The sequence below is a fragment of the Candidatus Fukatsuia endosymbiont of Tuberolachnus salignus genome (genome assembly GCF_964030845.1).
GTDB lineage: Bacteria > Pseudomonadota > Gammaproteobacteria > Enterobacterales > Enterobacteriaceae > Fukatsuia > Fukatsuia symbiotica.
This window is the reverse complement of sequence record NZ_OZ034983.1, coordinates 2,295,173-2,318,591: the sequence shown is the minus strand read 5'-3', so window position 1 is coordinate 2,318,591 and position 23,419 is coordinate 2,295,173. Positions and strand designations below refer to the sequence as shown.

At 42.9% G+C, this 23,419-nt stretch carries 24 protein-coding genes, 1 tRNA gene and 3 pseudogenes; 11 read left to right on the top strand and 17 right to left on the bottom strand.

Annotation, left to right across the window (positions count from 1 at the left end; genetic code table 11):
* Positions 1 to 438: 438 nt before the first annotated feature.
* The 3 genes from AAHH42_RS11400 to thiI all read left to right on the top strand — a co-directional run bounded on the left by AAHH42_RS11400 (position 439) and on the right by thiI (position 3,363).
* On the top strand, positions 439 to 711 hold the full coding sequence (locus AAHH42_RS11400; RefSeq protein ID WP_342221161.1) for a hypothetical protein: 273 nt from the start codon (positions 439 to 441) through the stop codon (positions 709 to 711).
* Positions 680 to 1,195, top strand: coding sequence for a hypothetical protein (locus AAHH42_RS11395; protein WP_342221160.1), 516 nt, complete (start codon positions 680 to 682; stop codon positions 1,193 to 1,195). The genes AAHH42_RS11400 and AAHH42_RS11395 overlap by 32 nt, the downstream gene beginning before the upstream one ends.
* 692 nt (positions 1,196 to 1,887) lie before the next feature.
* Complete coding sequence (gene thiI, locus AAHH42_RS11390) at positions 1,888 to 3,363, top strand: tRNA uracil 4-sulfurtransferase ThiI (RefSeq protein WP_342221159.1); 1,476 nt, start codon at positions 1,888 to 1,890, stop codon at positions 3,361 to 3,363.
* 498 nt (positions 3,364 to 3,861) lie between these two features.
* On the opposite strand, the gene cycA is transcribed toward thiI, so the two are convergent.
* Complete coding sequence (gene cycA, locus AAHH42_RS11385; RefSeq protein ID WP_072550950.1) at positions 3,862 to 5,289, bottom strand: D-serine/D-alanine/glycine transporter; 1,428 nt, start codon at positions 5,287 to 5,289, stop codon at positions 3,862 to 3,864.
* Positions 5,290 to 5,823: 534 nt separating this feature from the next.
* Between cycA and AAHH42_RS11380 the strand changes: the two genes are divergently transcribed.
* A tRNA-Lys gene (locus tag AAHH42_RS11380) sits at positions 5,824 to 5,899 on the top strand.
* Positions 5,900 to 6,003: 104 nt separating this feature from the next.
* Here the strand turns inward: AAHH42_RS11380 and AAHH42_RS11375 are convergent.
* Positions 6,004 to 6,138 (bottom strand): annotated as a pseudogene (locus AAHH42_RS11375) (tyrosine-type recombinase/integrase); the annotation flags it as partial.
* A 412-nt stretch (positions 6,139 to 6,550) separates the two neighbouring features.
* Positions 6,551 to 7,060 (bottom strand): annotated as a pseudogene (locus AAHH42_RS11370) (site-specific integrase); the annotation flags it as partial.
* A gap of 159 nt (positions 7,061 to 7,219) precedes the next feature.
* On the opposite strand from AAHH42_RS11370, the gene AAHH42_RS11365 reads away from it, so the two are divergent.
* Positions 7,220 to 8,042, top strand: a protein-coding gene (locus tag AAHH42_RS11365; protein ID WP_342221158.1) for an IS5 family transposase whose coding sequence is annotated in 2 segments (ribosomal slippage) — positions 7,220 to 7,608 and positions 7,607 to 8,042 — 825 coding nt in all. Because the reading frame shifts where the segments join, the coding sequence is not laid out codon by codon here.
* A gap of 22 nt (positions 8,043 to 8,064) precedes the next feature.
* On the opposite strand, the pseudogene AAHH42_RS11360 reads toward AAHH42_RS11365, so the two are convergent.
* The 14 genes and pseudogenes from AAHH42_RS11360 to AAHH42_RS11300 all read right to left on the bottom strand — a co-directional run.
* Positions 8,065 to 8,706 (bottom strand): annotated as a pseudogene (locus tag AAHH42_RS11360) (integrase); the annotation flags it as partial.
* Entirely contained in the window at positions 8,598 to 8,969 is a 372-nt protein-coding gene (locus AAHH42_RS14880; protein WP_425286297.1) for a helix-turn-helix domain-containing protein, read from the bottom strand. The gene AAHH42_RS14880 and the pseudogene AAHH42_RS11360, both read right to left, overlap by 109 nt.
* 368 nt (positions 8,970 to 9,337) lie before the next feature.
* Positions 9,338 to 10,033, bottom strand: a complete 696-nt coding sequence (locus AAHH42_RS11355; protein WP_342221157.1) for a hypothetical protein — start codon at positions 10,031 to 10,033, stop codon at positions 9,338 to 9,340.
* A gap of 329 nt (positions 10,034 to 10,362) precedes the next feature.
* Complete coding sequence (locus AAHH42_RS11350; protein WP_342221156.1) at positions 10,363 to 10,506, bottom strand: hypothetical protein; 144 nt, start codon at positions 10,504 to 10,506, stop codon at positions 10,363 to 10,365.
* 11 nt (positions 10,507 to 10,517) lie between these two features.
* Positions 10,518 to 10,826: a hypothetical protein gene (locus AAHH42_RS11345; RefSeq protein ID WP_342221027.1), complete on the bottom strand. Its 309-nt coding sequence runs from the start codon at positions 10,824 to 10,826 to the stop codon at positions 10,518 to 10,520.
* A complete protein-coding gene (locus tag AAHH42_RS11340; protein WP_342221026.1) occupies positions 10,787 to 11,218 on the bottom strand; it encodes a PAS domain-containing protein in 432 nt (143 codons plus the stop codon). Before AAHH42_RS11340 ends, AAHH42_RS11345 begins: the two co-directional genes overlap by 40 nt.
* A 137-nt stretch (positions 11,219 to 11,355) precedes the next feature.
* Positions 11,356 to 11,622, bottom strand: a complete 267-nt coding sequence (locus AAHH42_RS11335) for a transcriptional regulator (RefSeq protein WP_342221025.1) — start codon at positions 11,620 to 11,622, stop codon at positions 11,356 to 11,358.
* Between the two features lie 167 nt (positions 11,623 to 11,789).
* Positions 11,790 to 12,173, bottom strand: coding sequence for a phage antirepressor KilAC domain-containing protein (locus tag AAHH42_RS11330; RefSeq protein ID WP_240313813.1), 384 nt, complete (start codon positions 12,171 to 12,173; stop codon positions 11,790 to 11,792).
* 27 nt (positions 12,174 to 12,200) lie between these two features.
* On the bottom strand, positions 12,201 to 12,554 hold the full coding sequence (locus tag AAHH42_RS11325; RefSeq protein ID WP_240313812.1) for a Rha family transcriptional regulator: 354 nt from the start codon (positions 12,552 to 12,554) through the stop codon (positions 12,201 to 12,203).
* Between the two features lie 361 nt (positions 12,555 to 12,915).
* Positions 12,916 to 13,815 carry an Rpn family recombination-promoting nuclease/putative transposase gene (locus AAHH42_RS11320; RefSeq protein ID WP_205411461.1) on the bottom strand — a complete coding sequence of 300 codons (900 nt, stop codon included), beginning with the start codon at positions 13,813 to 13,815 and terminating at the stop codon, positions 12,916 to 12,918.
* 621 nt (positions 13,816 to 14,436) lie between these two features.
* Positions 14,437 to 15,210: an SIR2 family protein gene (locus tag AAHH42_RS11315; protein WP_342221155.1), complete on the bottom strand. Its 774-nt coding sequence runs from the start codon at positions 15,208 to 15,210 to the stop codon at positions 14,437 to 14,439.
* Complete coding sequence (locus AAHH42_RS11310) at positions 15,207 to 15,506, bottom strand: hypothetical protein (RefSeq protein ID WP_342221154.1); 300 nt, start codon at positions 15,504 to 15,506, stop codon at positions 15,207 to 15,209. The genes AAHH42_RS11315 and AAHH42_RS11310 overlap by 4 nt, the downstream gene beginning before the upstream one ends.
* A 269-nt stretch (positions 15,507 to 15,775) precedes the next feature.
* Entirely contained in the window at positions 15,776 to 16,294 is a 519-nt protein-coding gene (locus AAHH42_RS11305; protein WP_342221153.1) for a lambda exonuclease family protein, read from the bottom strand.
* A gap of 123 nt (positions 16,295 to 16,417) precedes the next feature.
* On the bottom strand, positions 16,418 to 17,236 hold the full coding sequence (locus AAHH42_RS11300; RefSeq protein WP_342221152.1) for a group II intron maturase-specific domain-containing protein: 819 nt from the start codon (positions 17,234 to 17,236) through the stop codon (positions 16,418 to 16,420).
* A gap of 175 nt (positions 17,237 to 17,411) precedes the next feature.
* Here AAHH42_RS11300 and AAHH42_RS11295 point away from each other — a divergent pair, with 175 nt between their 5' ends.
* From AAHH42_RS11295 to AAHH42_RS11270, 6 genes are all read left to right on the top strand, one after another.
* Positions 17,412 to 19,091 carry a recombinase family protein gene (locus AAHH42_RS11295; protein WP_342221151.1) on the top strand — a complete coding sequence of 560 codons (1,680 nt, stop codon included), beginning with the start codon at positions 17,412 to 17,414 and terminating at the stop codon, positions 19,089 to 19,091.
* Complete coding sequence (locus AAHH42_RS11290) at positions 19,039 to 19,725, top strand: group II intron maturase-specific domain-containing protein (RefSeq protein ID WP_342221150.1); 687 nt, start codon at positions 19,039 to 19,041, stop codon at positions 19,723 to 19,725. The genes AAHH42_RS11295 and AAHH42_RS11290 overlap by 53 nt, the downstream gene beginning before the upstream one ends.
* A gap of 151 nt (positions 19,726 to 19,876) precedes the next feature.
* On the top strand, positions 19,877 to 20,497 hold the full coding sequence (locus tag AAHH42_RS11285; protein ID WP_342221149.1) for a lambda exonuclease family protein: 621 nt from the start codon (positions 19,877 to 19,879) through the stop codon (positions 20,495 to 20,497).
* A 110-nt stretch (positions 20,498 to 20,607) separates the two neighbouring features.
* On the top strand, positions 20,608 to 21,600 hold the full coding sequence (locus AAHH42_RS11280) for an Rpn family recombination-promoting nuclease/putative transposase (RefSeq protein ID WP_342221148.1): 993 nt from the start codon (positions 20,608 to 20,610) through the stop codon (positions 21,598 to 21,600).
* Positions 21,601 to 21,963: 363 nt separating this feature from the next.
* Positions 21,964 to 22,728, top strand: coding sequence for a Rha family transcriptional regulator (locus AAHH42_RS11275; protein ID WP_342221147.1), 765 nt, complete (start codon positions 21,964 to 21,966; stop codon positions 22,726 to 22,728).
* A gap of 158 nt (positions 22,729 to 22,886) precedes the next feature.
* A complete protein-coding gene (locus AAHH42_RS11270) occupies positions 22,887 to 23,150 on the top strand; it encodes a transcriptional regulator (protein ID WP_342221016.1) in 264 nt (87 codons plus the stop codon).
* Positions 23,151 to 23,419 lie beyond the last annotated feature (269 nt).

The window sequence follows — 23,419 nt, the reverse complement described above, 5'->3', positions numbered from 1 at the left end:
ATGGGGTTTATTCACTAAGAGCCTATTCGAAATCGACTACTCTCGTAGATACTAGGCTTGTTACCTAATAAAAACGTTTTTAGGCATTTTTAGGGGTGCGTTTTGCATCTACGGTTTTATAGGAAGTCATTATTCATCATTAACTATAGTTCATAAAAAACCAGCATCAAGAAACAACAGCAAAGAGTTAGATGATTCTTCCTTTATCCATTGTTCTACTTATCTGTGTCTATTAGGCAACTAAAATTAAATTGCGCAGCTATATATACCGTTACTAAAACAGGCTACTTATTTTACTATTAGGCAACAAGTCTAGTTTTGCAAAAAGTCTATTGACGTTGAATAAAAATCAGGAGTAACCTACTTATATTGAGCTACGAGCTCATGTGATATAAAGATGAACTTTCCGAGCAATTTTATTAAACAACGGAGTGTTGAATGAAAAGCATGAACGTACCTTTGGCAGAAAAAAATAGTAGCGATTTGTCAACGGTTCGCCTTTTTCGGATCATCACAGATCTACCTGAAAATCACCCTCAAATTGTCACTAGAGATAAATTCCATATCATCGATCCTGTAAAAGATGCTAATAGACAACATGTTAGCAGCAGTCGTATTGAGGTAGGATACGACGTGGATAAACAGTTATTCTTCCGACTTGAGACTAAGCCCGATGCAGATGGGCAAGTGCTCTTCCCTGCGCGAACTTAAACACGATGCTAATGGACAACTAACCTATCACACTGTAGTCAGCCATAAATACGATGCTGATAGACAATTCATTGGCAGCAGTTATGTTGAGAGAAAATACGACGCGGATGGACAGTTGCTTTTTCAGCTTGAAGCTGAACTCGATGCTAATGGAGAATTAGTCAATTATGGTGTAACCAAAAGTCAACACGACGCTGGTGGCCGGTTAATCGGCTACACTGAATCCCAATACGGTGATACTAATCACCAATTGCTTAGCCAAAGCGAGCTTGATGCTCATGGTCAACTGATTATCCATTCCAAGTCAGAATGTGATTCCAGTAATAAATTAGTAGAAGCAATACATAACTGGGCAAACATCGGAGAAATTAGCGGTTCCTTCGTAGTAGCGGGCGCCTCTATTTTAATTGGGCTTTCTGCTGCAGTGGCTGACGTCTCTGCTACGATAGCTACCAGATTACTTCACCTGACAATGGCCAGGTAAAACCATGATCTTTCTTAGGTCATCTTGATTAAAATATAGCGTGAGCGATGTGACAGGATCACTTTTATTTATGATCTTAAAATTAGTTTATGTCGCTTCCGCTAAGAGCTGTTGACATTTGATCGTAATCATTTGAAAAAAAGATGAAAAATCGTAACATTACGGTTCTGATACCCAATAAAAAGTGCCATATCCAGAAAACACAACTCAATAATTGGCGATGGAGAAATGGATTGGGGTCTCTATTAATACCGGCATCTGGTAAAAACCAGAAAAAACGGGCGAAAAAGCGCAATTTACATAGAGTCAATCAGCACTTTGAGCATGTTTTTGACGGAGTATAGCTGGGCAATATAATTTTGATTGTCTAATGGATACGTTAAGGAGTCAATCTACGGAATGGCACATCTTTGTGTTCTAATCAAAATTATATCGTCCAGCTATATCAGCGAGTACAAGAGATTTCGAACAGGCTCTAAGATATGGCGCTAAATTTGTTCAGCACCGTCACTGTGAACTGTATGACAAACGACGCCGATACTGTCATACTACGACGCGAATAACAGGTCAAAAGAATAGATAACTCATTGACAGGAATTTAGCCAATACATCTTGACCCCGTACTACAAATTGCGGTTTCGCCAGAGGTCTATTTATTTTTCAATCGCTAACCTACCTGATAAAAAACCACCATGAAGTTTATCATCAAATTGTTCCCAGAAATCACTATCAAAAGTCAGTCGGTACGCCTGCGCTTCACTAAAATTCTTACCACTAACATTCGCAACCTACTTAAACCCTATGATGATTCATTGGCGGTTGTTCGCCATTGGGATCATATCGAAGTGCGCACAAAAAATAGTGAATTGTCACCGGAAATTTGTGATGCGTTGACACGTATACCCGGTATTCACCATATTCTTGACGTTGAAGAACGGTACTATACAGATATACATCATATTTTTGAGCATACGTTGGAAGCTTATCGCACGATATTGATCGGTAAAACTTTTTGCGTGCGGGTAAAGCGTCGTGGTCAACATGAGTTTACTTCAAGTTATGTGGAACACTATGTTGGAGGTGGCCTTAACCAACATATTGAAAATACTAAGGTCAATCTTACTAACCCGCAAATAAAAGTACAATTGGCGATAGATCAAGACAAATTAACCTTAATCAGAGCACGTTATCAAGGGTTAGGAGGCTTCCCGATTGGTACGCAAGAAGAAGTATTGTCACTGATTTCGGGGGGATTTGACTCAGGGGTATCGAGTTATATGTTGATACGTCGTGGCTGTCGGGTGAATTTTTGTTTTTTTAATCTTGGTGGCTCTGTTCATGAAATCGGCGTTAAGCAAGTTGCTCATCATTTATGGCGTCGTTTTAGTCTATCCCATCGAGTACGCTTTATCACGATCGATTTTATTCCGATCGTCGCTGAAATTTTGGAAAAAGTGACCGATGGTCAAATGGGAGTGGTGCTAAAACGCATGATGGTACGTGCGGCATCACAAATAGCCGAGCGCTATGCGGTACAAGCCTTGGTGACGGGTGAAGCTCTCGGGCAAGTCTCCAGTCAGACATTGACGAATCTGCGTTTGATCGATAATGCTTCCGATACGCTGATTTTACGACCGCTGATCTCTTATGATAAAGAGCAAATTATCAAACTGGCACGAGAAATTGGTACTGAAGATTTCGCGAAAACTATGCCAGAATATTGCGGTGTGATTTCGAAAAAGCCAACAGTGAAAGCAGTAAAAGCGCAAATTGAAGCCGAAGAATCTGGTTTTGATTTTTCCATTCTTGATCATGTGGTCAATCAAGCCAAGAAGATCGATATGCGTGAGCTTGACCATGAAATCATACAGCAAAGTAATGAGTTATCGGTGCAAGTTGAAACTGTGACTCAATTGACTGACAACGACGTACTGTTAGACATTCGCGCCGAAGATGAGCAGGAAGAGAAACCCCTGAACTTGGACAGAGTACAGATTTTGCCATTTTATAAATTGAATAGCCAATTTAGTAAACTTGACCAGAGTAAAACTTATTTGTTGTATTGTGACCGCGGTATTATGAGCCGTTTGCAAGCGCTTTATTTACGTGAACAAGGGTTCGCCAATGTTAAAGTTTTCCGAAGGGAAAAAAGTACAGAACACATTTAGCGGTGAGTGTAGCGTTCTGCCTTTGACTTCACTGAGCTAGTACTACAGTCGTAGCTAGGTTGTGCATAATGAAGGGCTGCGAGATTGGTGGTTTTTTAACCTATGGTATTAGATGACGTCGGTGGCTCAGCGATTTTTGACAAATTAACGAACAGGCTGGGGAGTTTATTCTCTCGTTCTGAAACCCGTGAACGGGCAGCAAACGGTAGGGCACGACCCCTTCTTTTCACGAAATCAGAAGCTTATCAGCCAGGCTGCACAGTGAGACAAAAGGTAACACGTTTGCGCAAAAATTACTGGGACATAAATCTTCGGCTATGATGGACAAATACTGTGATAGCAGAAGGCAGGGTTGGGACAAAATGTGAGGCAGTTTTATGTTGTTTGGGTGACCGAAGAGACGTGAAGAGCACGACAATTCGGCACGCATTTTGACCTTATTTCGATCGACTGTGACCTTTCCGTTTTAATCACATGATATTTATAGTAAAAATAACACTACGGATATGGAAGACCTATTCGCTGTGGTTTCACTTTACGTTTTTGTAGCAGCCAATATGCTACTGATAAAATAACGAACCATAATGGTGTGACCATCAACGCTTGACGGGTATGGGTTTCAAAGGTGAGTAATATCAAAATAAAGGCAAAAAAAATCAGACAGACCACTGACATCAAAATACCCGCTGGCATTTTATAGGTGGATCTTCCATGCAATTCTGGACGTTTTTTGCGGTATACCAGATAAGAGCACAAAATGATTGTCCACACAAACATAAACAGAATGGCGGATACTGTAGTCACCAGAGTAAATACAGTGATCACATTGGGGATAAGATAAATTAATACCACGCCGCCTAGCAAACAAATACAAGAGAATGTTAAACCGAATATTGGTACGGAATAACGTGACAACCGACTAAATTGTTTGGGCGCATCTCCTTCCTGTGCGAGGCCAAATAACATACGACTGGTAGAAAATACACCACTATTAGCGGAGGACAGCGCAGAAGTTAACACCACGAAATTGATCGCACTGGCAGCGGTAGGTAGGCCAGCCAAGATAAATAATTCAACGAAAGGGCTTTTATCTGCGGCAACAGAACTCCAAGGAATGACAGACATAATCATGATCAATGAAAAAATATAAAACATAATAATACGAACAGGAATAGCGTTGATGGCGCGGGGTAATATCACTTTAGGATCTTTCGTCTCTGCTGCGGTGGTTCCAACCAGTTCAATACCGACAAAAGAAAAAATGGCTATTTGAAAGCCAGCGAAAAACCCCATCAAACCTTGGGGAAACATACCACCATCGTTCCATAGATGACCAAACGAAGCGACAGAGCCGGAAGGGGACGGATAACTCATCAATACCATAATGATACCAATGACAATTAATACCACGATAGCCACAATTTTGATCATCGCAAACCAAAATTCCATCTCACCAAACATCTTTACTGTTGCCCAATTCAGTGACAACAACAGTAAAACGACCAATAGAGACGAGAGCCAGTGTGAAAATTCGGGTAACCAAAATTGTGCATAGGCAGTAACAGCGACGACATCAGCTATCCCGGTAATGATCCAACAGAACCAATAAGTCCAACCGGTAAAAAATCCAGCCCAAGACCCCAATAAATCAGCAGCAAAATCGCTAAACGACTTATATTGTAGATTAGACAATAATAACTCACCCATAGCGCGCATCACAAAAAATAACATAAATCCGATGATCATATACACGAAAATAATCGATGGACCTGCAAGACTGATGCTTTTACCTGCTCCCATAAACAATCCGGTACCGATAGCACCACCAATAGCAATCAATTGAATATGGCGGTTGGAAAGATCGCGTTGCAGATATTTTCCTTCTTTTTGTCTAGAGCTTTTATCAATTTCAGTTTGTTCTGTCATGTCTCAGATTCTCTCTTATTATTTTATTTTGTTTGTATTTTGAGCCGAAAACTTATTTTTGTAACCCCTTATAAACCTATATGTTGTTGTTATGTCTATTAGCTACTAGCTACACGAGCATCATTTTCAAAGGTAGATTTTTCAAGTACTGACAGAGAAAAATCGCTTAGTGAACCAAATTTCATAGAATGTATGTTTAATTTTCTGATAGTTTTTAAACGAACAGCAGTAAACTAGCGATTAATGAACAAAATAAGATTTTTTACGACCTATTGCCAGTGGCGTTAATTTCATAGTGTGTCTTTTAATTCATTTCAAAGTAATTTTCCAGTGGTTTTAATGGTGATGGATATAATCGCATCACGATATTCTGGAATTACATCACGTTTTTAATAGAGCAACAATATGAGATAAATTACATTGAGATTACGGCGCTTCAGGCGCCTTGAATCTGCATAACGCACTACGGTTTTGCAAGAAGTCTAATGAAGTATTTGACAGTAGCACCGAAGAAAGGAATAATCCCCGCCGCGTGGGTCGTTAGCTCAGCTGGTAGAGCAGTTGACTCTTAATCAATTGGTCGCAGGTTCGAACCCTGCACGACCCACCAGTTTTATCAATGAATTACAGTGTTTTGGACGATTCTGGAATATTCTCGCGTGCTGGATTAGTCTTGTTGACATGTAGCATCCCGTCGATTTTTTTAGCATGTTACGTTAAATGACTCTGTGCTAAATGGGTGTACCTGCTTGTTGTTTCAATACTTTCCCATCCCCCCATTTCTTGTCATGCAGAGATAGGAATCCCGGACTGAACTAGCCAACTTGCCCACGTGTGACTTAACAGGTGTTATACGAATAATCCAGTTGAAAGGTGCGTTTACAGGACAGGCAACGAACTTCTATTTTCGCTATCGTCCATTACCCTGCTAAAACTATGGATTATGACAGAGAATAAGCCTATCGAATACATGACCTTTTTCTGAATATTGAGGAAATCCAAATTAAAAATGATATGGTCTCGTGAAAATGCCTAACTGTAGAAAATGACTGTGTCGTATTTGTGTCGTCACTGAACAGCGTTGAATGTCGATCAAGGACATTAGAATGCACTTAATGACACAAACCCCGCCACTAACGTAGATTATATCAATAATGACAATAAGTTAAATCACCATCTACGGCCTTCTAAGCCGTAGGTCACAGGTTCGAATCCTGTAGGGCGCACCAAGTAAATCAATGAGTTACATGCAATTTTATCATTAATTTTTAACCGCCTGTTTTAAAAGTGTCAGATTGGTGACATGAAGGCTCATCACGTCATCAATTTTTCTAGCATGCTCGGTCAGATGGCTTGACGAAAGATGAGCATAGCGGCGAACCATCTCAATACTTTCCCAGCCTCCCATTTCTTGCAATGCTGATAATGGCACGCCAGATTGAACCAACCAACTTGCCCAAGTGTGTCGCAAATCATGAAAACGAAAATCCGTAATACCTGCCGGCTTTAAGCCCGTTTTCCAGGCTGTGTTATCATCAACTCGTATTTTTCTCACTTCGGCCGTCTTTGTACCATCAGCACGATACCCTGGGGTATTGTGAACAAAGACGTAACGAGAGTGACGACCTATCTGCTCCCTCAATACTTTGCAGGAGGTATCATTCAGAGCCACACCAATTGCCTTGCCCGCTTTGGCGTTTTCTAGATGGATCCAGGCCACCTTTCTTTGCATATCAATCTGCGACCACTCTAAATCGATAATAGACCTCTTCGGAAACTATAGCAGGCGCCATGTAACATGATCACTTTTGTTAATAAATATTAATTAATATCAATATGTTATTTCTAATTTTCATAATCAACTGATACGGCGCCTGCTATAGCATTCATGTAGGAATGTTGTTAAAAATCTCCTGAACAAGGAGCCCCCATGAAATATGAACAAATAAAGGTATTGGAAGAGGAAAAATTTCGGCGCTTAACCGGAGTTAAACGCAGTACATTTGAAAAGGTGATAAAGATATTGAATGAAGCAGATAAATGTAAGCAAGGGAAAGGAGGTCGGAAACCCAAGCTGGGTTTAGAAGATCGCTTATTAATGGCCCTTGAGTATCTACGGGAATATCGCACTTATTTTCATGTTAGCCGAAGCGATGGGGTGAGTGAGAGCACCTGCTATGAAACGATTAAATGGATAGAAAATACGCTAATAAAGCATCCTGATTTTGCACTCTCTGGACGCAAAGCTTTATTAAAAAGTGATAGGGAGTATGAGCTCGTTCTTATTGATGCCACAGAAACGCCGATTGAACATCCAAAAAAAACAAAAGCAATTTTACTCAGGAAAAAAGAAACGACCCACCTTAAAAACCCAAGTGATCGTCGATAAAAAAAGCAAAGCAGTCATCTGTACAAGCTTTACTCATGGGAGGCGTCATGATTTTAGGTTGTTCAAAGAGTCTGGCGTGCGAATACATCCTGAAATCAAAACAGTGACAGATACAGGTTACCAAGGGCTTGGCAAGATCCATTCAAACTCGGCGTTGCCTAAGAAAAAGACAAAGAAAAATCCCTTAACAAAAGAAGATAAACGCAACAATCGTGAGTTATCAAGCCAGCGTGTATTAAACGAAAATGTCATTGGTATGATTAAACGATTTAAAATCGTATCAGATCGTTATCGAAACAGGCGAAAACGTTTTGGATTACGATTTAATCTGATTGCAGCAATTTATAACATGGAAATTAGATAAATCAGAGTTTCCGAAGAGGTCTAATGTTTGACCGACGTAAACCGGTCGCCAAAGCAAAAATGACTATTGGCCGGAATTGATCCGGCATACAGTTTATTAGCGTTGTTGCTTCATCTTTAGTAAGCCAACGAATACGTTTGTTTTGCGGTTTCTTGGCCTTGATCGGGGGTGCCTGTTTTAGCCATCTCCATTCGTCAGCCGCGGCTCGCAACAAGCTTCTGATAAATGAAAGATACTGGCTACGTGTCGCCGCTGAAACCAGTTTCTCTGTGTATTTTGGAACCGGCTTGCCTTTCCTTATCGCTGCATCCCTTTTTAATTCCCATATTTGCCGATGTTTCCTATTCGGCATTTTCGCCACCACTGCCATGACTTTGTCTTCCGTGAGCCAGGAGAGAAGTTTGCCAGAAAAATGGCTGAGGAAGAATTCTATCTTTGTACGGTCATCATCCAGTGAGCGTTTGTGTACTTTCTCTACCAACCAGCGGAGACAGGACTCATCGAATGTATGTTCAGGAATATCACCCAGCTTATGCACTCTCCATGATTCTGCCTTTAACTGATCGTACAACTCCTGCGCTTGTTTTTTATCTGTCGTTTCAAGGCAGCGCCTAACTCTTTTTCCACTCCCCGCCTCAACGAAATCACAGTACCAGTATTCGCCGTACCTCTGTTTAAGTGCCATCTAGTCGTCCTTTCTATAAGGCCGTCTTCTGCATTCACGGCCTGATTATGTTGGTTGTTGTCGATATATTCAAGACACGCTGATTTTAAGATTTCAAAATTACCCCCACCGTTTTGCCCGCTTTTACCCGCTCGTAGCCGATGTGATTTAATTAGCTGGCGCACAGTACGAGGAGATTTTTGTAGAAAGTGAGCAGCTTGCGTGAGAGTAAATAACTCATCATCAAGCCTTATAGTATTCATGGTTGTCCTCTTTTTTTTTATCCATGTTAAAAACGTAATCATTCAACCCAGGCTTGGCAGGCAAAGTGTTGAGTGGGTGAACGATTATTTGTTTTATGTACTTGTTGAAACTGGCAGTGAGGGGACTAATTTTCTGCGCGATGTTCAGCCGATTGACTCGTAGCCTGCTTTATAAATTCGATGAGAACGCTGTTTTCAGCGCTGCTTACGCAATAACGTACATATTAGGGGCAACACTTTGTCCTGGTTCAGTGAATTATTCGCCCCCTGGAGGGGGCCTGAACGGAGAGGGAGAAGGAGATCAGAATCTTAGTTATCGTCTAAATGGTCAGCGGTGATTTCAACTCAAGAGCAGAAAAAATTTAAGGTCAAGCGTATTTTATAGAAAGGTCTGACATAGGTCTTTCTTTTATTTCGTTATCATAATAAGTGTTCACGGGGTGAGGGTCAGCTTCGGGATTTTCTTTCAATATACTTTCCGTGTCGGTTGGATGTCTATCAAATTTTAAGACTGTAGTTTTTATCTCCGACGATTCAGCTTCAATCAACTCGCTTACTGCCACGTCACCACCACCAAGGGCATAAAATTCGCCTTTATCCTTACAAACGTAGACCATATAGGATTTCTTCTCCTCTTTCTCCTCATATAGCACTTTCCAATTGTTTTCCGGATCAGGGATATAAACCACATCGTTACAAGAAGGTGATATATCCTTAGGATGTTTTTTAGCTTGCTCAGAAACGATACCTAAAGTACGAATCTCCATCTCTTCTGCTATTTTATAGACTTCTCCAATACCACTGCTCGTGGCACCTGCTACAACTAGTAAATTGTTGTAGCCATGTTCCTTAACTGCGTTTTGTAGAATGCTTTTTAGTTTATTGGTAAATAATTCAGGATCTGCATAACCGGCGGAACCAGAAAATCCACTAAACACCAGCACATATTTTCCTTGAATTAGGGTGTCTAATCTTTTCTTTATAGGGTCTATCTGAGCAGGTTCTGATACAGTAGAAGACGTAATTGGTGAGAAGGTTGCGGAACTAGCACCAGTAGCAAACATAATCATACCCCACGACGAATATTAATGATGTAACATCATAATATTGATGATTTCTTTTAGATATGGCTAGAGATATGTAATCTCCTTATTTATATTAATAGCTATTATTATTTAATATTACTATGAATTTCACAATCAATTGATACAGTCGATACCCTACACTTGTGTGATTCAAACTCGATGGATAATCCCATGAGTTAGCGGGGATGTGCCGGATCCAACTGGCTTCCACTTTTATTTTAGGAATAAAAAAACCCTGGCAAACTCTCTCTGCCAGGATGAAGTTATTGAGTTATAAAAATCTTATATAAATAACGGAGTAGAGAATATTATGGCAATCGATGTTTAGGCTTTTTTTTCGTCTTAAACCAACTTCTTAATCGGTTAAACCAATTTTTCTTTTCATTTCGCTTAGCTTCCAAGACCTTATCTTTTAACTCGCGTTTTCTCGCTCTGCTCTGTCTGTTGCTCATAAGAAAACCTCCTACTCAATAAACTGTATCCCGGGGCGTATAAACGCGTGGGGAACAGTGCGGTCAAAGCCGGTTTGATGACAAAAATGTTTAAAGTCCAGCAATGAATGCACTTTCGCTTTTTGGTATAGAATACGAATTCTGTTTTCTATTGTGCGATGAGAACGTGCCAATTTTTTACCTATTTCCTTGGCACTCATCGTGCGTAATAAATAAAAGACTATCCTCAGTTCAGATTGTGTGAAGAGATTCGAGGGCGGTTCCAATAATAGCGTGGCAGTCAGCTTATCCACGTAGTGTGGCAGTGAAATAATAGCCAATTTTCTGCCATAAAAAACGGTGCCGATGCATTTCTTTCTTTATTATGCAACGGAAAGGTTTCGTATAAATAAGGTTGCAGTTTCTGCTCACGACCAAAGAAATGCGTTTTAATGAGGGTAATTTTCTGTCCGCTTTTTATAACCTCTCTTTCCAGTTTTTGAATTATTAAAGCAAATTCTGCAATACACGTAGGAAGTTCATCATCACGTCGTCCTATTACATCAAATCCTTGTGGCAAATTTAAAAAGTCAAAAAAAGCACGATTGGTATAAATAAAGCGTGAGTCACTGTCTTTTATTCCCCAAACATCTTGACTGTTTTCCATCATTGATGTCAGAGGCAATGAACTTGAGACCTTTGCTATTTTTTTCATCATCTGTCCTAACTCCATTCAGCCCCTTTCATTGTGGATGACGCCCATTTAGGAGAGGGTAAATTACTTAGTCAGTGCGAAAGTCTAATTAGAAAAATAAAATGGAATAGTCTCCACGAGAGAGACTCTCTTTTCTATTTTTATCATGCTAGACGCTATCGCTTTCTACATCCCTTCAAAGCAAAAAGCGCAAGGCGGACATGAAATACGGTAAACAGACCATGCAGAGAATACGGTTCAAATTTGAGTTTTGCACTTGCCAACGTCTGTTTCACTGCGGGATAGGATACCGAGCGTAATAAAGCGATGTCTTTTTGTGATACGCCTAACGCGAAAAGCATCGCCGTTTCAAATTGCACCGGTGTTAATTCAGGAAACACTTCCCGTAATTCAGGAAATTGGGTAATATCGATGTTAGCCATTGTAGCCTCCCATGAGGTTGTGGTGGTTAGCTGACAGGGGTGGTTGCTGCCATCTCTGTTAGCGCTAGGGTTAAGTGATATAAAACGGTGATTGCGTCACCGTCGCTATTTGCAACTTGTTGTAGCTATTTATGTTTTCATGGTGAGTGACTCCGTGGGTTTATGATTTATGACGCAATATTGAGTTCTTTGGTGTGTGTAAATTGCCCGTCCCAATGGGTTTTCATTGGCAACTTATTTTTGCGGTAGAGGTCAAATAATCGGATTGCGCCCTTGCGCAATAAAACCGGTTGGTACTTGATAAAGTCATCACCGTTATGAATGCTGATTTTATGTTGATGTTCCGTTAAATATCGGTCACGCGCATAAGAGGTTGCACGCCACCGGGTATGGGATTTACTTTCGTTATAAAGCCAATTCCTTTCTGCCAAACAGTGATTAATCTGTTGTGTGTTAATACCGTTGAGCATTTTGCAAAACTGAGTGGTCGTTATTCCTTCCTTAAACAGGTTCTTCAACTCCTGTAATTCCGCTTCCTGTTCTTTGTTCACTAAAACTAACCTGGTTTTTTCACGAAACTATTCTGCCCATGCTATAGCCGCAACAGGGGGGTCTTCGAAATTAGGTAATATGCAGACAGGCCGCGTTGCTTTCTCTTCCAGCTCTCGCCAGCGAGTGGCGACTCTATGGCGAAATTGAATACTGTAACCCATGACCAGTGTCATGGTTAAATCCTGGTCAAGCAAATACTCTTGATAGGTGCGACCACTGGTGTCTTTATAATCAGCCGAAAACTCGGCCGATTGAATGTTGATCGATTCGAACATTTTGCGACAATCATCGAGAACATGTTTATGCTGTTTACCCGTTAGTCGAGCAATTTCACGGCTAGACATTTTTACCTGTTGATAGATAGTGATGACATTTGACATGGAGAATTCCTTGCAAGTGAATTGCGATTAATGACCTCCGGTACGTTACCGGAGCGGAAGATTAATTAAGCTTTGATGTTGCGTCAGCGGGGGGTTGGGCTTTGCTTCTATTAACAAAATTAACGAATACCATCCCATCTTTGAAACAGTCACAAAGACGGCAGGCTAAAGGTGAATTTAGTTTTATTGAAGGTGTATAATTGCTCACTATCTGACCCATAACACACTATGGGCGTAAAAAAACCGCACTACTTGCGTATGCGGCATTCGCTAGTTAAAGGTATTTAACACCTTTAACGAAATATTCCCCGAGGCTGAATCATCATTCAGCCCGTCCGGGTATAGCAGGTGTTAAGACACCTTAATGTAGCAATACTTCAATATCTTCAATATCTTGGTCAGAAAGTCCAGTAGATGTTTTAACCAAAGCCCTATCCACACCATTCTTAAGAAGCGCTTTGGCAATTTCTGTGTTTCTTTCCTGACGTCCCTGTTGCATGCCCTGTTGCATGCCCTGTTGCATGCCCTGTTGCATGCCTTCCTCACGGCCCTCTCTTCTCAGGTCTTGTGCAATCGTCATGATGTCCTCACTGTAAGTCGGTGCGTGCTCCACAATCGTTTTGAAAAATTGCGGTGTATCCGCTGTTTTTCCTCTCTGAGCAATATAATACATTAATGTCTTAACCAGTTCACTCTCTGTATAACCCGTATTCAGTAAATGTGCAATAGACTGACTTATCACTATGATATCACGCGCATAAATGTGCTTTTGTACTAATTCAAGAAGAGCAACACTGCGGTGAGTCAAGATTTCTTCATCGGGTATCGTGGTCACATCCACCAAAGGAAAAGGCTGAGAATAGACTCTTTGTGCTAAGTCTCTGTCAGCAAAACAATCCAGCCAATCCATACTGTAGGGATAAGGGCTTGTTTCTCCATGATAAAAGAGGATCGGTATTACCACCGGCAACTCGTCATGGCCTTGGTCAAGATGCTGTTGCATGATGGGAATACTGTAGCGGAACAAGCGGAAAGCCATTAATTTTTTTGGCGTGCTTTGATGTTCGATGAGACAATGAATGTAGCAACGCTTACCCTCCTTCGTTTTGAGTGAATAAACAATGTCAGAATAATGTTGTCTCAAATTCGGCTCAATGAATGAACCCGGTTCGATCTTCAACGTAGAAAAATCGCATTGCTCCTTGATTTCAGGCGGTAAGTGGAACTGTAGGAAATCACGGGCAACGTTAACATTGCTCATGCACTTCCTAAATGTTGCATCATGTGGGTTCGGTACCTGAGGCACGGCGCAATCTCCCTGTGATTATTCTCTACAATGTGGCGTCGATATTATCGACAGGCAACTCTACGCGTATTTCATCCGCTAAACGATCACTTTTTTTCAGTGGCGTTATCTTCATGCCACTTTTCCATAGGGTTTTAATGCTCAACGGGCGCTTTGGATTTGACTTGATATCTTATAATCATAAAGACACAGTAATCTACGGTAAGGCGTCTCATTTTTTTTAGGATAATAAATGTTCTCTCACTTCGTTGAGTGGGATCTGGTCACGATATACGCTATAAATGATACAATTTTCTTTTCTAGCGTCAGAGATAGCGTTATCACATAAAATGGCGCGTAGGGAGGTAGGGCTATTTTTACAGATTTGCTCTATACGTTGAAAATGTTCATTGACTTTTTTAAGTTGTTGTGCTTTTAAACAGTCAACATTATCCAGAAAAGAACAAATAGCGCTAAATGCAAAAACAGAAAAAAACGGGTTAGATTGCATTTTTTATTTATTCAATGACTCTACCATTTTACCCTTCGCCTCATCAATGATACTGAAATAATTTTGCCTCATCTCAGATTTCGTTCTCATTCATAGGAGAGGGTTTTTTCTGAACCAACAGCAATAACCCTCTCCTCATTTTTTAGATCGTCGATGTTTTCCGTTATTTTTACCTTAATTTCTCCGCCGCTTATTATTGTGTTCCACACTTTTTGTACTTTCCTGATATCCCTTGCTGAGACAGGAAGAACAAGACGAGACAGGGCGTCATAAATTGCTTTATAGTTATCCGTTTTGATTTTATTGATCCGTATCGTTGCCATACCTTCTATTTCTATGTCATGTTCAGTGATGTCTATCGAGTCGGTCCCTTTCTGATATTCAATCAATAAAAAATTATCACGAATTCTCTTCGCTAATTCAGTGTTCACATTCACATAGGAAAACACCGTTTTAAGTAAATATTTAATATTTTGGTCGCTTATGCTATAACCTATAAATACTATGGGATTATGGATAAATAAAGAAAGCAGGTGAGACCTGATTAATTCGTATTTATTATTAAAATGGGCATAGTCTTCATGCGTTATGATGATATTGCAAGGGTCTTGGGCACACCCGTGAATTTTGTAAACTGACCCGTAGGGATTACTGAGTAATATGTCATTTCCTATTAATGGGGTAAAATTAAAAAACTTCTCTATCAATCCATCGTAGTGGGTTGTTATAACAGAACCCATATTTTTCCTTGCTTTAATCAGGTCACTGATTTCTTCCTGCCGCTCTTCTCTTATCTTCAATTGAGAGAATAGGGATGAAATGTATATTTTAAATCGACTTAATTTAATATTTTTTTTCATGTTTTCATAAAAACAGTATTAATCTCTTTAAATTTACCGTCTCTCTCTTTAGATAAACGTTGATTAAATTCTTTTTCTAATTTTGTCGCCAGGCGATCAAAGTGACAAACACCAGATAGCATACAGGACGCTTTGAGATCATAATAGAATTCAGCATTGTCGGTTAACTCCAAGGAAATCTTTGATAATAGCCCATCCCAGCTATAGGCATTTTTAAGGTAACGTAAGCTAAAGCCGGTACCTATAAACAGAACGGGGTGGTTTTTATAATGACTGATAAATTCTTGAATATTCATGTCGATTTTTAGCGTTGACAGAGGGAATATTTATTAGCGAAATTTTCGCTAAACACCTATTTGGGTTGTCGTTTAATGACCTTTCAGACAATATGATGACCTCTTTGGAAACATAGGATCAGAGGGATGAAGACACCCTCTTCATGCTACCCGCCCATAGGTTTTAATCTGTTCGATTTCACGTTCAAGTTCCTGCAGAAATTTTCGCACTTCGGTTTCAATTTCCTTGCCCAGCGCTTCATCAAAGTGAATGCGCTTTTTGAAGTAGGCTAATGTGTCAGGCAGTCGATTGTCATAACTGACAAAGTCACACCATCGACGCCCCGTACACAGCATTTGTGCGTGCATTTGCAGGCGGTATTTTTTTCTGGTTCACCTGTTCTTATCGTTTTCAGATGCGTCCAGGTTTTGGGGCATTTAATCTCGATCAGGCCATCCTCATTAACCAATCCGTCGGGACTGGCCGCAAACCCCTCAATAGTGGGGTGGTCGACGAGACCGACCTCCGTGACCTCTACTGCAAATTCACGCAAGATGTAAGCCTCACGGGCGACGGGTTCCAGTGCCGTCCCGTGCTTCATATCGAGCGTGACAAAGGTGTCTCCCCGTTTCCCCGTCAGACGCTGGCAAATCAGCTCGGCCCTGTATTTTTTTCGCGTTGCTGCGTCGCCTGTTTTTACTTTTGCCATCACCTCTGCCAATTTGCTGGCTGTGACCTTGCCGCATCTTGCAGCAAACCAGGCTTCTGTTCGTTGTTCCATTTTTACCTCGATAAATTGTCTTGTCATCAAAACGGAGAACCGCTCGTAGAGTAGGTCTCTGGTTTGACATCATCTCCCCAGCGACCTCTCGTCAAACCGTGCTTGCAGTTTTCCCGCACACGGCTTTCCGACTGTCTTCTTTCCACAGCGTTACGACGGCACAGGTCGGGCATACCGACTCCCTTCATCTCCGGTTATGGACAGGCTGTACAGCTTAAACAGCCCGTGGTAATCGTAGAACCAGGACGGCGGGTGGTCCCTCCACCCCTTACCCCGTTTCTTGTGCTTCTTCCGCAACATGATGCAGAGTGTCCATATCGTGTAATTCGCTATGCTCAAGAAATGCTTCCTTGAATTACCTGTCTTGAAGTAATTCCCCCATCCGCGAAGAATCGGGTTTACCTTTTCTTTCACCAATGTGGGCCAATCCCAGTGCTGCCCTTTTCGGACAACATCACGGATTTTCTGCTTAACAGACTTCATAGCCTTGGTAGTCGGATAGTAAAAGGTCTTCAACTCGCCCGTCACTTTCGATGGTTGAACTGCGAACCTGTGACCTAGAAAGTCAAACGGCTCTTTCATGGCATTAACTATCCGCGTTTTCTTGGCATTAAGCGTCAACCCAAGTCGGTCTAAGACTTTCTTGGCCTGATCCAGATAAAACTCCGGGCGCTTGCTGCACAAAATCACAAAATCGTCGGCATATCGCACGATATGAGCATCATGCGGACGTTTACCGAACGCCTTTTTCTCCCACGTCGAATCAAGCCAGTGCAGGTAGAGATTAGCGAGCAAGGGAGAAATTACTCCGCAAACAATAGTGCAAACTTTCGCGTAAGCTGGGGCATGCGTTTTCACCGGCGCTGCCTCAAGTCTGGTCATCCGGATGGGAGCATCACTGAGTTTTCCCTCGTTATTGAGACTGATAACGGCACACGGAGTGACCCTCAGCAATGAAACCGAAGCCATTTTCACAACACGTACGTATCACTTTCGAGCCCAGCCGGTTTTCTGACGACCAGCTGACGGATGTTTATGAACAGCTGACTCCCGTTAACCACCACGTGCTTACCCCTCACGACCAGGCCCAGGCCAAACCTCACCGGGCTCCTGCCCGCTCAACCGCTAGACGGAGCAAAATGTTATGAACAAGGCACTGGTCGCACTCTACGCCCGCGTTTCTTCCGGGCAACAGGTAAAAAATGGCACCATCGGCAGTCAGCTTGCAGCAATCAAGGACCGCATCCGTGAGGACGGCCACGTGTTGCCTGACGCCATGCTCTTTATCGATGATGGTGTCAGCGGTGCTACACTTATCCGCCCGCAACTAGAGCGCCTGAGGGACTACGCGGCGGCAGGCGATATTGAATGCCTGTACATCCTGTCGCCCGACAGGCTAGCCCGTAAATACGCCTATCAGGCTCTGCTGATGGAAGAGTTCAGCGCCTGCGGCGTGGAGGTTATCTTTATCTGTCACACCCCCGGCGACACGCTGGAAGACATGATGCTTCTGCAGATGCAGGGGATGTTTGCTGAATATGAGCGGGCAAAGATTATGGAGCGCAACCGGCGTGGTAAGCTTCACGGTGCACGCTGTGGTAATGTCGGTGTCCTTTCCGGTGCACCTTACGGTTATCGGTATATCCGCAGGCAGCCGGACGGGACACCCGCACAGTATATTGTCAACCTTCATGAAGCCTCCGTGGTCAGGAAGATATTTAGTTGGGCTGGCATAGAGCGCCTGAGTCTAGGCGGTGTGGTCAGACGTCTGGCTGAGAAAGGCATAGAAAGCGCCACCGGCAAACCCGGCTGGGACCGCAGTACGGTATGGGGCATGTTAAAGAACCCCGCTTACAAAGGACTTGCTGTGTTCGGAAAAACGAAAAACTGCGCCCCCCGTCCCCGGGTGAGAGCAGCGCGCAACAGTGCAGATATCCTCAAGAACGGTTATTCAGTAATACGAAGTAAGCCGGATGACGGCATCGGGATCCCTGTGCCTGCCATCATCAACAGCGCTCTTTTCTTGACGGTCAACGAACAGCTGGAAGAAAACCGCCGACATGCACGACAGGGGCGCCGGGGAGCCGCTTATCTCTTACAGGGGCTGACTGTGTGCGGCCACTGTCGCTATGCGTATTATGGCAAAAAAGTCAGTAAATCTGCGGCAAAAGGGGGGGCGCAGTATTCTTATTACCACTGTACTGGGACGGATGCTTACCGCTTTGGGGGCATTCGGGTGTGTGACAATAAACAGGTCAGGACATCCATGCTGGATGAAACGGTCTGGGCACAGGTCATTGCGCTGCTGTCTGAGCCGGAACGGCTGAAAAAAGAATATGAGCAGCGTCTAACGCAGGCGTCAGAGCACAGTGGACAGACCGCAGATGCTGAGCGTCTGAAAAAGCAAGAAAATCAGCTAAACGTGGGGCGGTCCCGATTGATTGATAGTTTTGCCGAAGGGCTGATTGGCAAAACAGACTTTGAACCACGGATCAGAGTGATGACGCTCAGGCTGGCGGAACTTGCGCGCCAGAGAGTGAAGGTGAAACAGGCCACAGAGAACCAGCATGAGTTGCTGCTACTGGTTAACCGGGTGGAGGATTTTGCTGCTGCGGTCACGGAACGCCTGAGTACGGACGATTTTCTGATGAAGCGAGAAATTCTGCGTGCGCTGGTGAAACGGATAGAAATTTATCGTGATGAAATTGTGGTGGTTTTTCGGGTGAATCCCGGGAATGATACCAGCCTGGAAGCAGGATCAGACAAAACATATGGCAGAAGTTTGCCAGATTGTTTGCGGAGTAAGTTCTCCCTTGCTCGCTAATCTCTACCTGCACTGGCTTGATTCGACGTGGGAGAAAAAGGCGTTCGGTAAACGTCCGCATGATGCTCATATCGTGCGATATGCCGACGATTTTGTGATTTTGTGCAGCAAGCGCCCGGAGTTTTATCTGGATCAGGCCAAGAAAGTCTTAGACCGACTTGGGTTGACGCTTAATGCCAAGAAAACGCGGATAGTTAATGCCATGAAAGAGCCGTTTGACTTTCTAGGTCACAGGTTCGCAGTTCAACCATCGAAAGTGACGGGCGAGTTGAAGACCTTTTACTATCCGACTCCCAAGGCTATGAAGTCTGTTAAGCAGAAAATCCGTGATGTTGTCCGAAAAGGGCAGCACTGGGATTGGCCCACATTGGTGAAAGAAAAGGTAAACCCGATTCTTCGCGGATGGGGGAATTACTTCAAGACAGGTAATTCAAGGAAGCATTTCTTGAGCATAGCGAATTACACGATATGGACACTCTGCATCATGTTGCGGAAGAAGCACAAGAAACGGGGTAAGGGGTGGAGGGACCACCCGCCGTCCTGGTTCTACGATTACCACGGGCTGTTTAAGCTGTACAGCCTGTCCGTAACCGGAGATGAAGGGAGTCGGTATGCCCGACCTGTGCCGTCGTAACGCTGTGGAAAGAAGACAGTCGGAAAGCCGTGTGCGGGAAAACTGCAAGCACGGTTTGACGAGAGGTCGCTGGGGAGATGATGTCAAACCAGAGACCTACTCTACGAGGGGTTCTCCGTTTTGATGACAAGACAATTTATCGAGGTAAAAAATGGAACAACGAACAGAAGCCTGGTTTGCTGCAAGATGCGGCAAGGTCACAGCCAGCAAATTGGCAGAAGTGATGGCAAAAGTCAAAACAGGCGACGCAGCAACGCGAAAAAAATACAGGGCCGAGCTGATTTGCCAGCGTCTGACGGGGAAACGAGAAGACACCTTTGTCACGCTCGACATGAAGCACGGGACGGCACTGGAACCCGTCGCACGTGAGGCTTACATATTGCGTGAATTTGCAGTAGAGGTCACGGAAGTGGGGCTCGTCGACCACTCTACCATCAAGGGATTTGCCGCCAGTCCCGACGGACTGGTTAATGAGGATGGCCTGCTCGAGATTAAATGCCCCAAAACCTGGACGCATCTGAAGACATTAAGAACCGGCGAACTCAAAAGAGAATACCTCCTGCAAATGCATGCGCAAATGCTATGTACCGGTCGTAGGTGGTGTGACTTTGTCAGCTATGATAATCGACTGCCACCGGAATTGGCTTACTTCAAGAAACGCATTCACTTTGATGAAGCACTGGGCAAGGAAATTGAGACAGAAGTGCGTAAATTTCTGCAGGAACTTGAACGTGAAATCGAACAGATTAAAACGTATGGCAAAGTGGCATGAAGATAACGCCGCTGAAAAAAAGTGATCGTCTACCGGATGAAATACGCGTAGAGTTGCCTGTCGATAATATCGACGCCACATTGTAGAGAGAACCCCAGGGAGAGCATGCCGTGCCTGACATATCGAAACCTCATGATAAACTATTTAAAGGCACCCTACAGCATCGACAGATTACGTTGGATTGGTTGAAGGCACATCTTCCAAAGAGGATCCTGAAATTAATTGATATCTCCACGTTAAAGATGGTACCCAACGAGTTATCCCCTAAATGGCCTGATACGCTGTATAGCGATGTGGTTTTCAGTTGTAAGATTAAAGGCCAACTGAGCTACATCTATATTTTGGCGGAACATCAAAGCAGTGATGATGAAATGATGGCATTTCGTATCCTCTGTTACGTTGTCGAGTTGATGAACTACCACTTAAAGCAGGGTCATAAAAAATTGCCGATTGTGTTGCCTTTAGTGCTCTATCACGGAGGAAAATCGCCTTATCCCCACTCACGAGCAATCTGGGAATGTTTTGAGGAGCCAAAATTAGCAAAAAAATTGGCACTGAAACCCTTTCAACTGATTGATTTAACGGTCATGTCAGATGAAGAAATAAATACACATGGTTTAGCGTCAGTGATGGAAATCTTATTCAAACACTACCGCGAAAAGCAATCTCCCCTCACCTGGTTAGAGGTGTTGTTATCTGAAGAGAAAATGACTACAATTTACACACAAGTGAGCCGTGACTATTTCAAAGACGTACTGAGGTACTTTATTGAAATATGTGGTAGAGCCAGTGATTTGGCAGAGTCAGATGATCTGGACAAGTCATTAGCACTGTGGCTTAATTCCGTTCCACAAGCAAAGGAAGACATTATGACATTTGCACAACAACTCGAAAAACGGGGCGAAAAACGGGGCGAAAAACGGGGCATGCAACAGGGAATGCAACAGGGAATGCAACAGGGAATGCAACAGGGCATGCAACAGGGACGTCAAGAGACTAAATTCGAGATTGCGAAAGAACTTCTTGCTGACGGAGCAAGCAAAGAAAAGATTAAAAAATATACTGGACTTTCTGACCAAGATATTGAAGTATTGCTACATTAAGGTGTCTTAGCACCTGCTATACCCGGACGGGCTGAATGATGATTCAGCCTCGGGGGAATATTTTGTTAAAGGTGTTAAATAACCTTAACTAGCGAATGCCGCATACATAAGTAGTGCGGTTTTTTTTACGTCCATAGCGTGTTATTGGTCAGATAGCGAGCAACTATACGCCTTCAATAAAACTAAATTCACCTTTAGCCTGCCGTCTTTGTGACTGTTTCAAAGATGGGATGGTATTCGCTCATTTTGTTAATAGAAGCAAAGCCCAACTCCCCGCTGACGCAACATCAAAGCTTAATTAATCCTCCGCTCCGGTAACGTATCGGAGGTCATTAATCGCAATTCACTTGCAAGGAATTCTGCATGTCAAATGTTATTAATATCTATCAACAAGTAAAAATGTCTAGTCGTGAAATTGCTCAACTAATGGATAAACAACATAAACATGTTCTCGATGATTGTCGAAAAATGTTCGAATCGATTAACATTCAATCGGCCGAGTTTTCGGCCGATTACAAAGACGCCAGTGGTCGCACCTATCAGGAATATCTACTTGATCAGGATTTAACCATGACATTGGTCATGGGTTACAGTATTCCACTTCGCCATAAAGTCGCCACGCGCTGGCGGGAGCTGGAAGAGAAAGCAACACGGCCTGTCTGCATATTACCTAATTTCGAAGACCCCCCTGTTGCGGCTATGGCATGGGCAGAACAGTTTCGTGAAAAAACCAGGCTAGCCTTAGTGAACAAAGAACAGGAAGCGGAATTAAAGGAGTTGAAGAACCTGTTTAAGGAAGGAATAACGACGACTCAGTTCTGCAAAATGCTCAACGGTATTAATACACAACAGATTAATCACTGCTTGGCAGAAAGAAATTGGCTTTATAACGAAAGTAAATCCCATATCCGCTGGCGTGCAACCTCTTATGCACGTGACCGATATTTGACGGAACATCAACATAAAATCAGCATTCATAGCGGTGATGACTTTATCAAATACCAACCGGTTTTACTACGCAAAGGGGCAATCCGATTATTTGACCTCTACCGCAAAAATAAGCTGCCAATGAAAACCCATTGGGACGGGCACTTCACCCACGAAAAAGAACTTAGCATCGCATCATAAACCCACGGAGTCACTCACCATGAAAACATAAATAGCCACAACAACTTACAAATAGCGACGGTGACGCAATCCCGTTTATATCACTTAACCCTAGCGCTAACAGAGATGGCAGCAACCACCCCTGTCAGCTAACCACCACAACCTCATGGGAGGCTACAATGGCTAACATCGATATTACCCAATTTCCTGAATTACGGGAAGTGTTTCCTGAATTAACACCGGTGCAATTTGAAACGGCGATGCTGTTCTCTTTGGGCGTGTCACAAAAAGAAATTTCAGAATTGCGATCAATCTCATACAAAGTTGTGAAACAGACCCTGGAGGCGGCAAAAATCAAATTTGAGCCTCGTTCACTTCATGGATTGCTCACTATCTTCCATGTGCGTCTTGTGCTGTTTGCTTTGCAGCAATGTGTAAGATGAACGGACTCTCGTTCTGTTAAATAGCAACAGCAAACCCGTACTACAAAATAAAAAAGGAGCATAGGTGCCTTTAAGGCACCTACGGCATCCTGTTTATTCCCTTTAGCATTATCTGGCTTAAGTAATTAATACGTTCCAATCTGCATTGGAAAAAAGGCGCATTTTTAACGCAAAAGCCGATGTTACTTCAAAGGAGAAACCGTGATGAAGAATCCCGTGATTGAAAACGTTGTATTCTGGATGACGGTGCCTTTTCTCATCCTATTAGC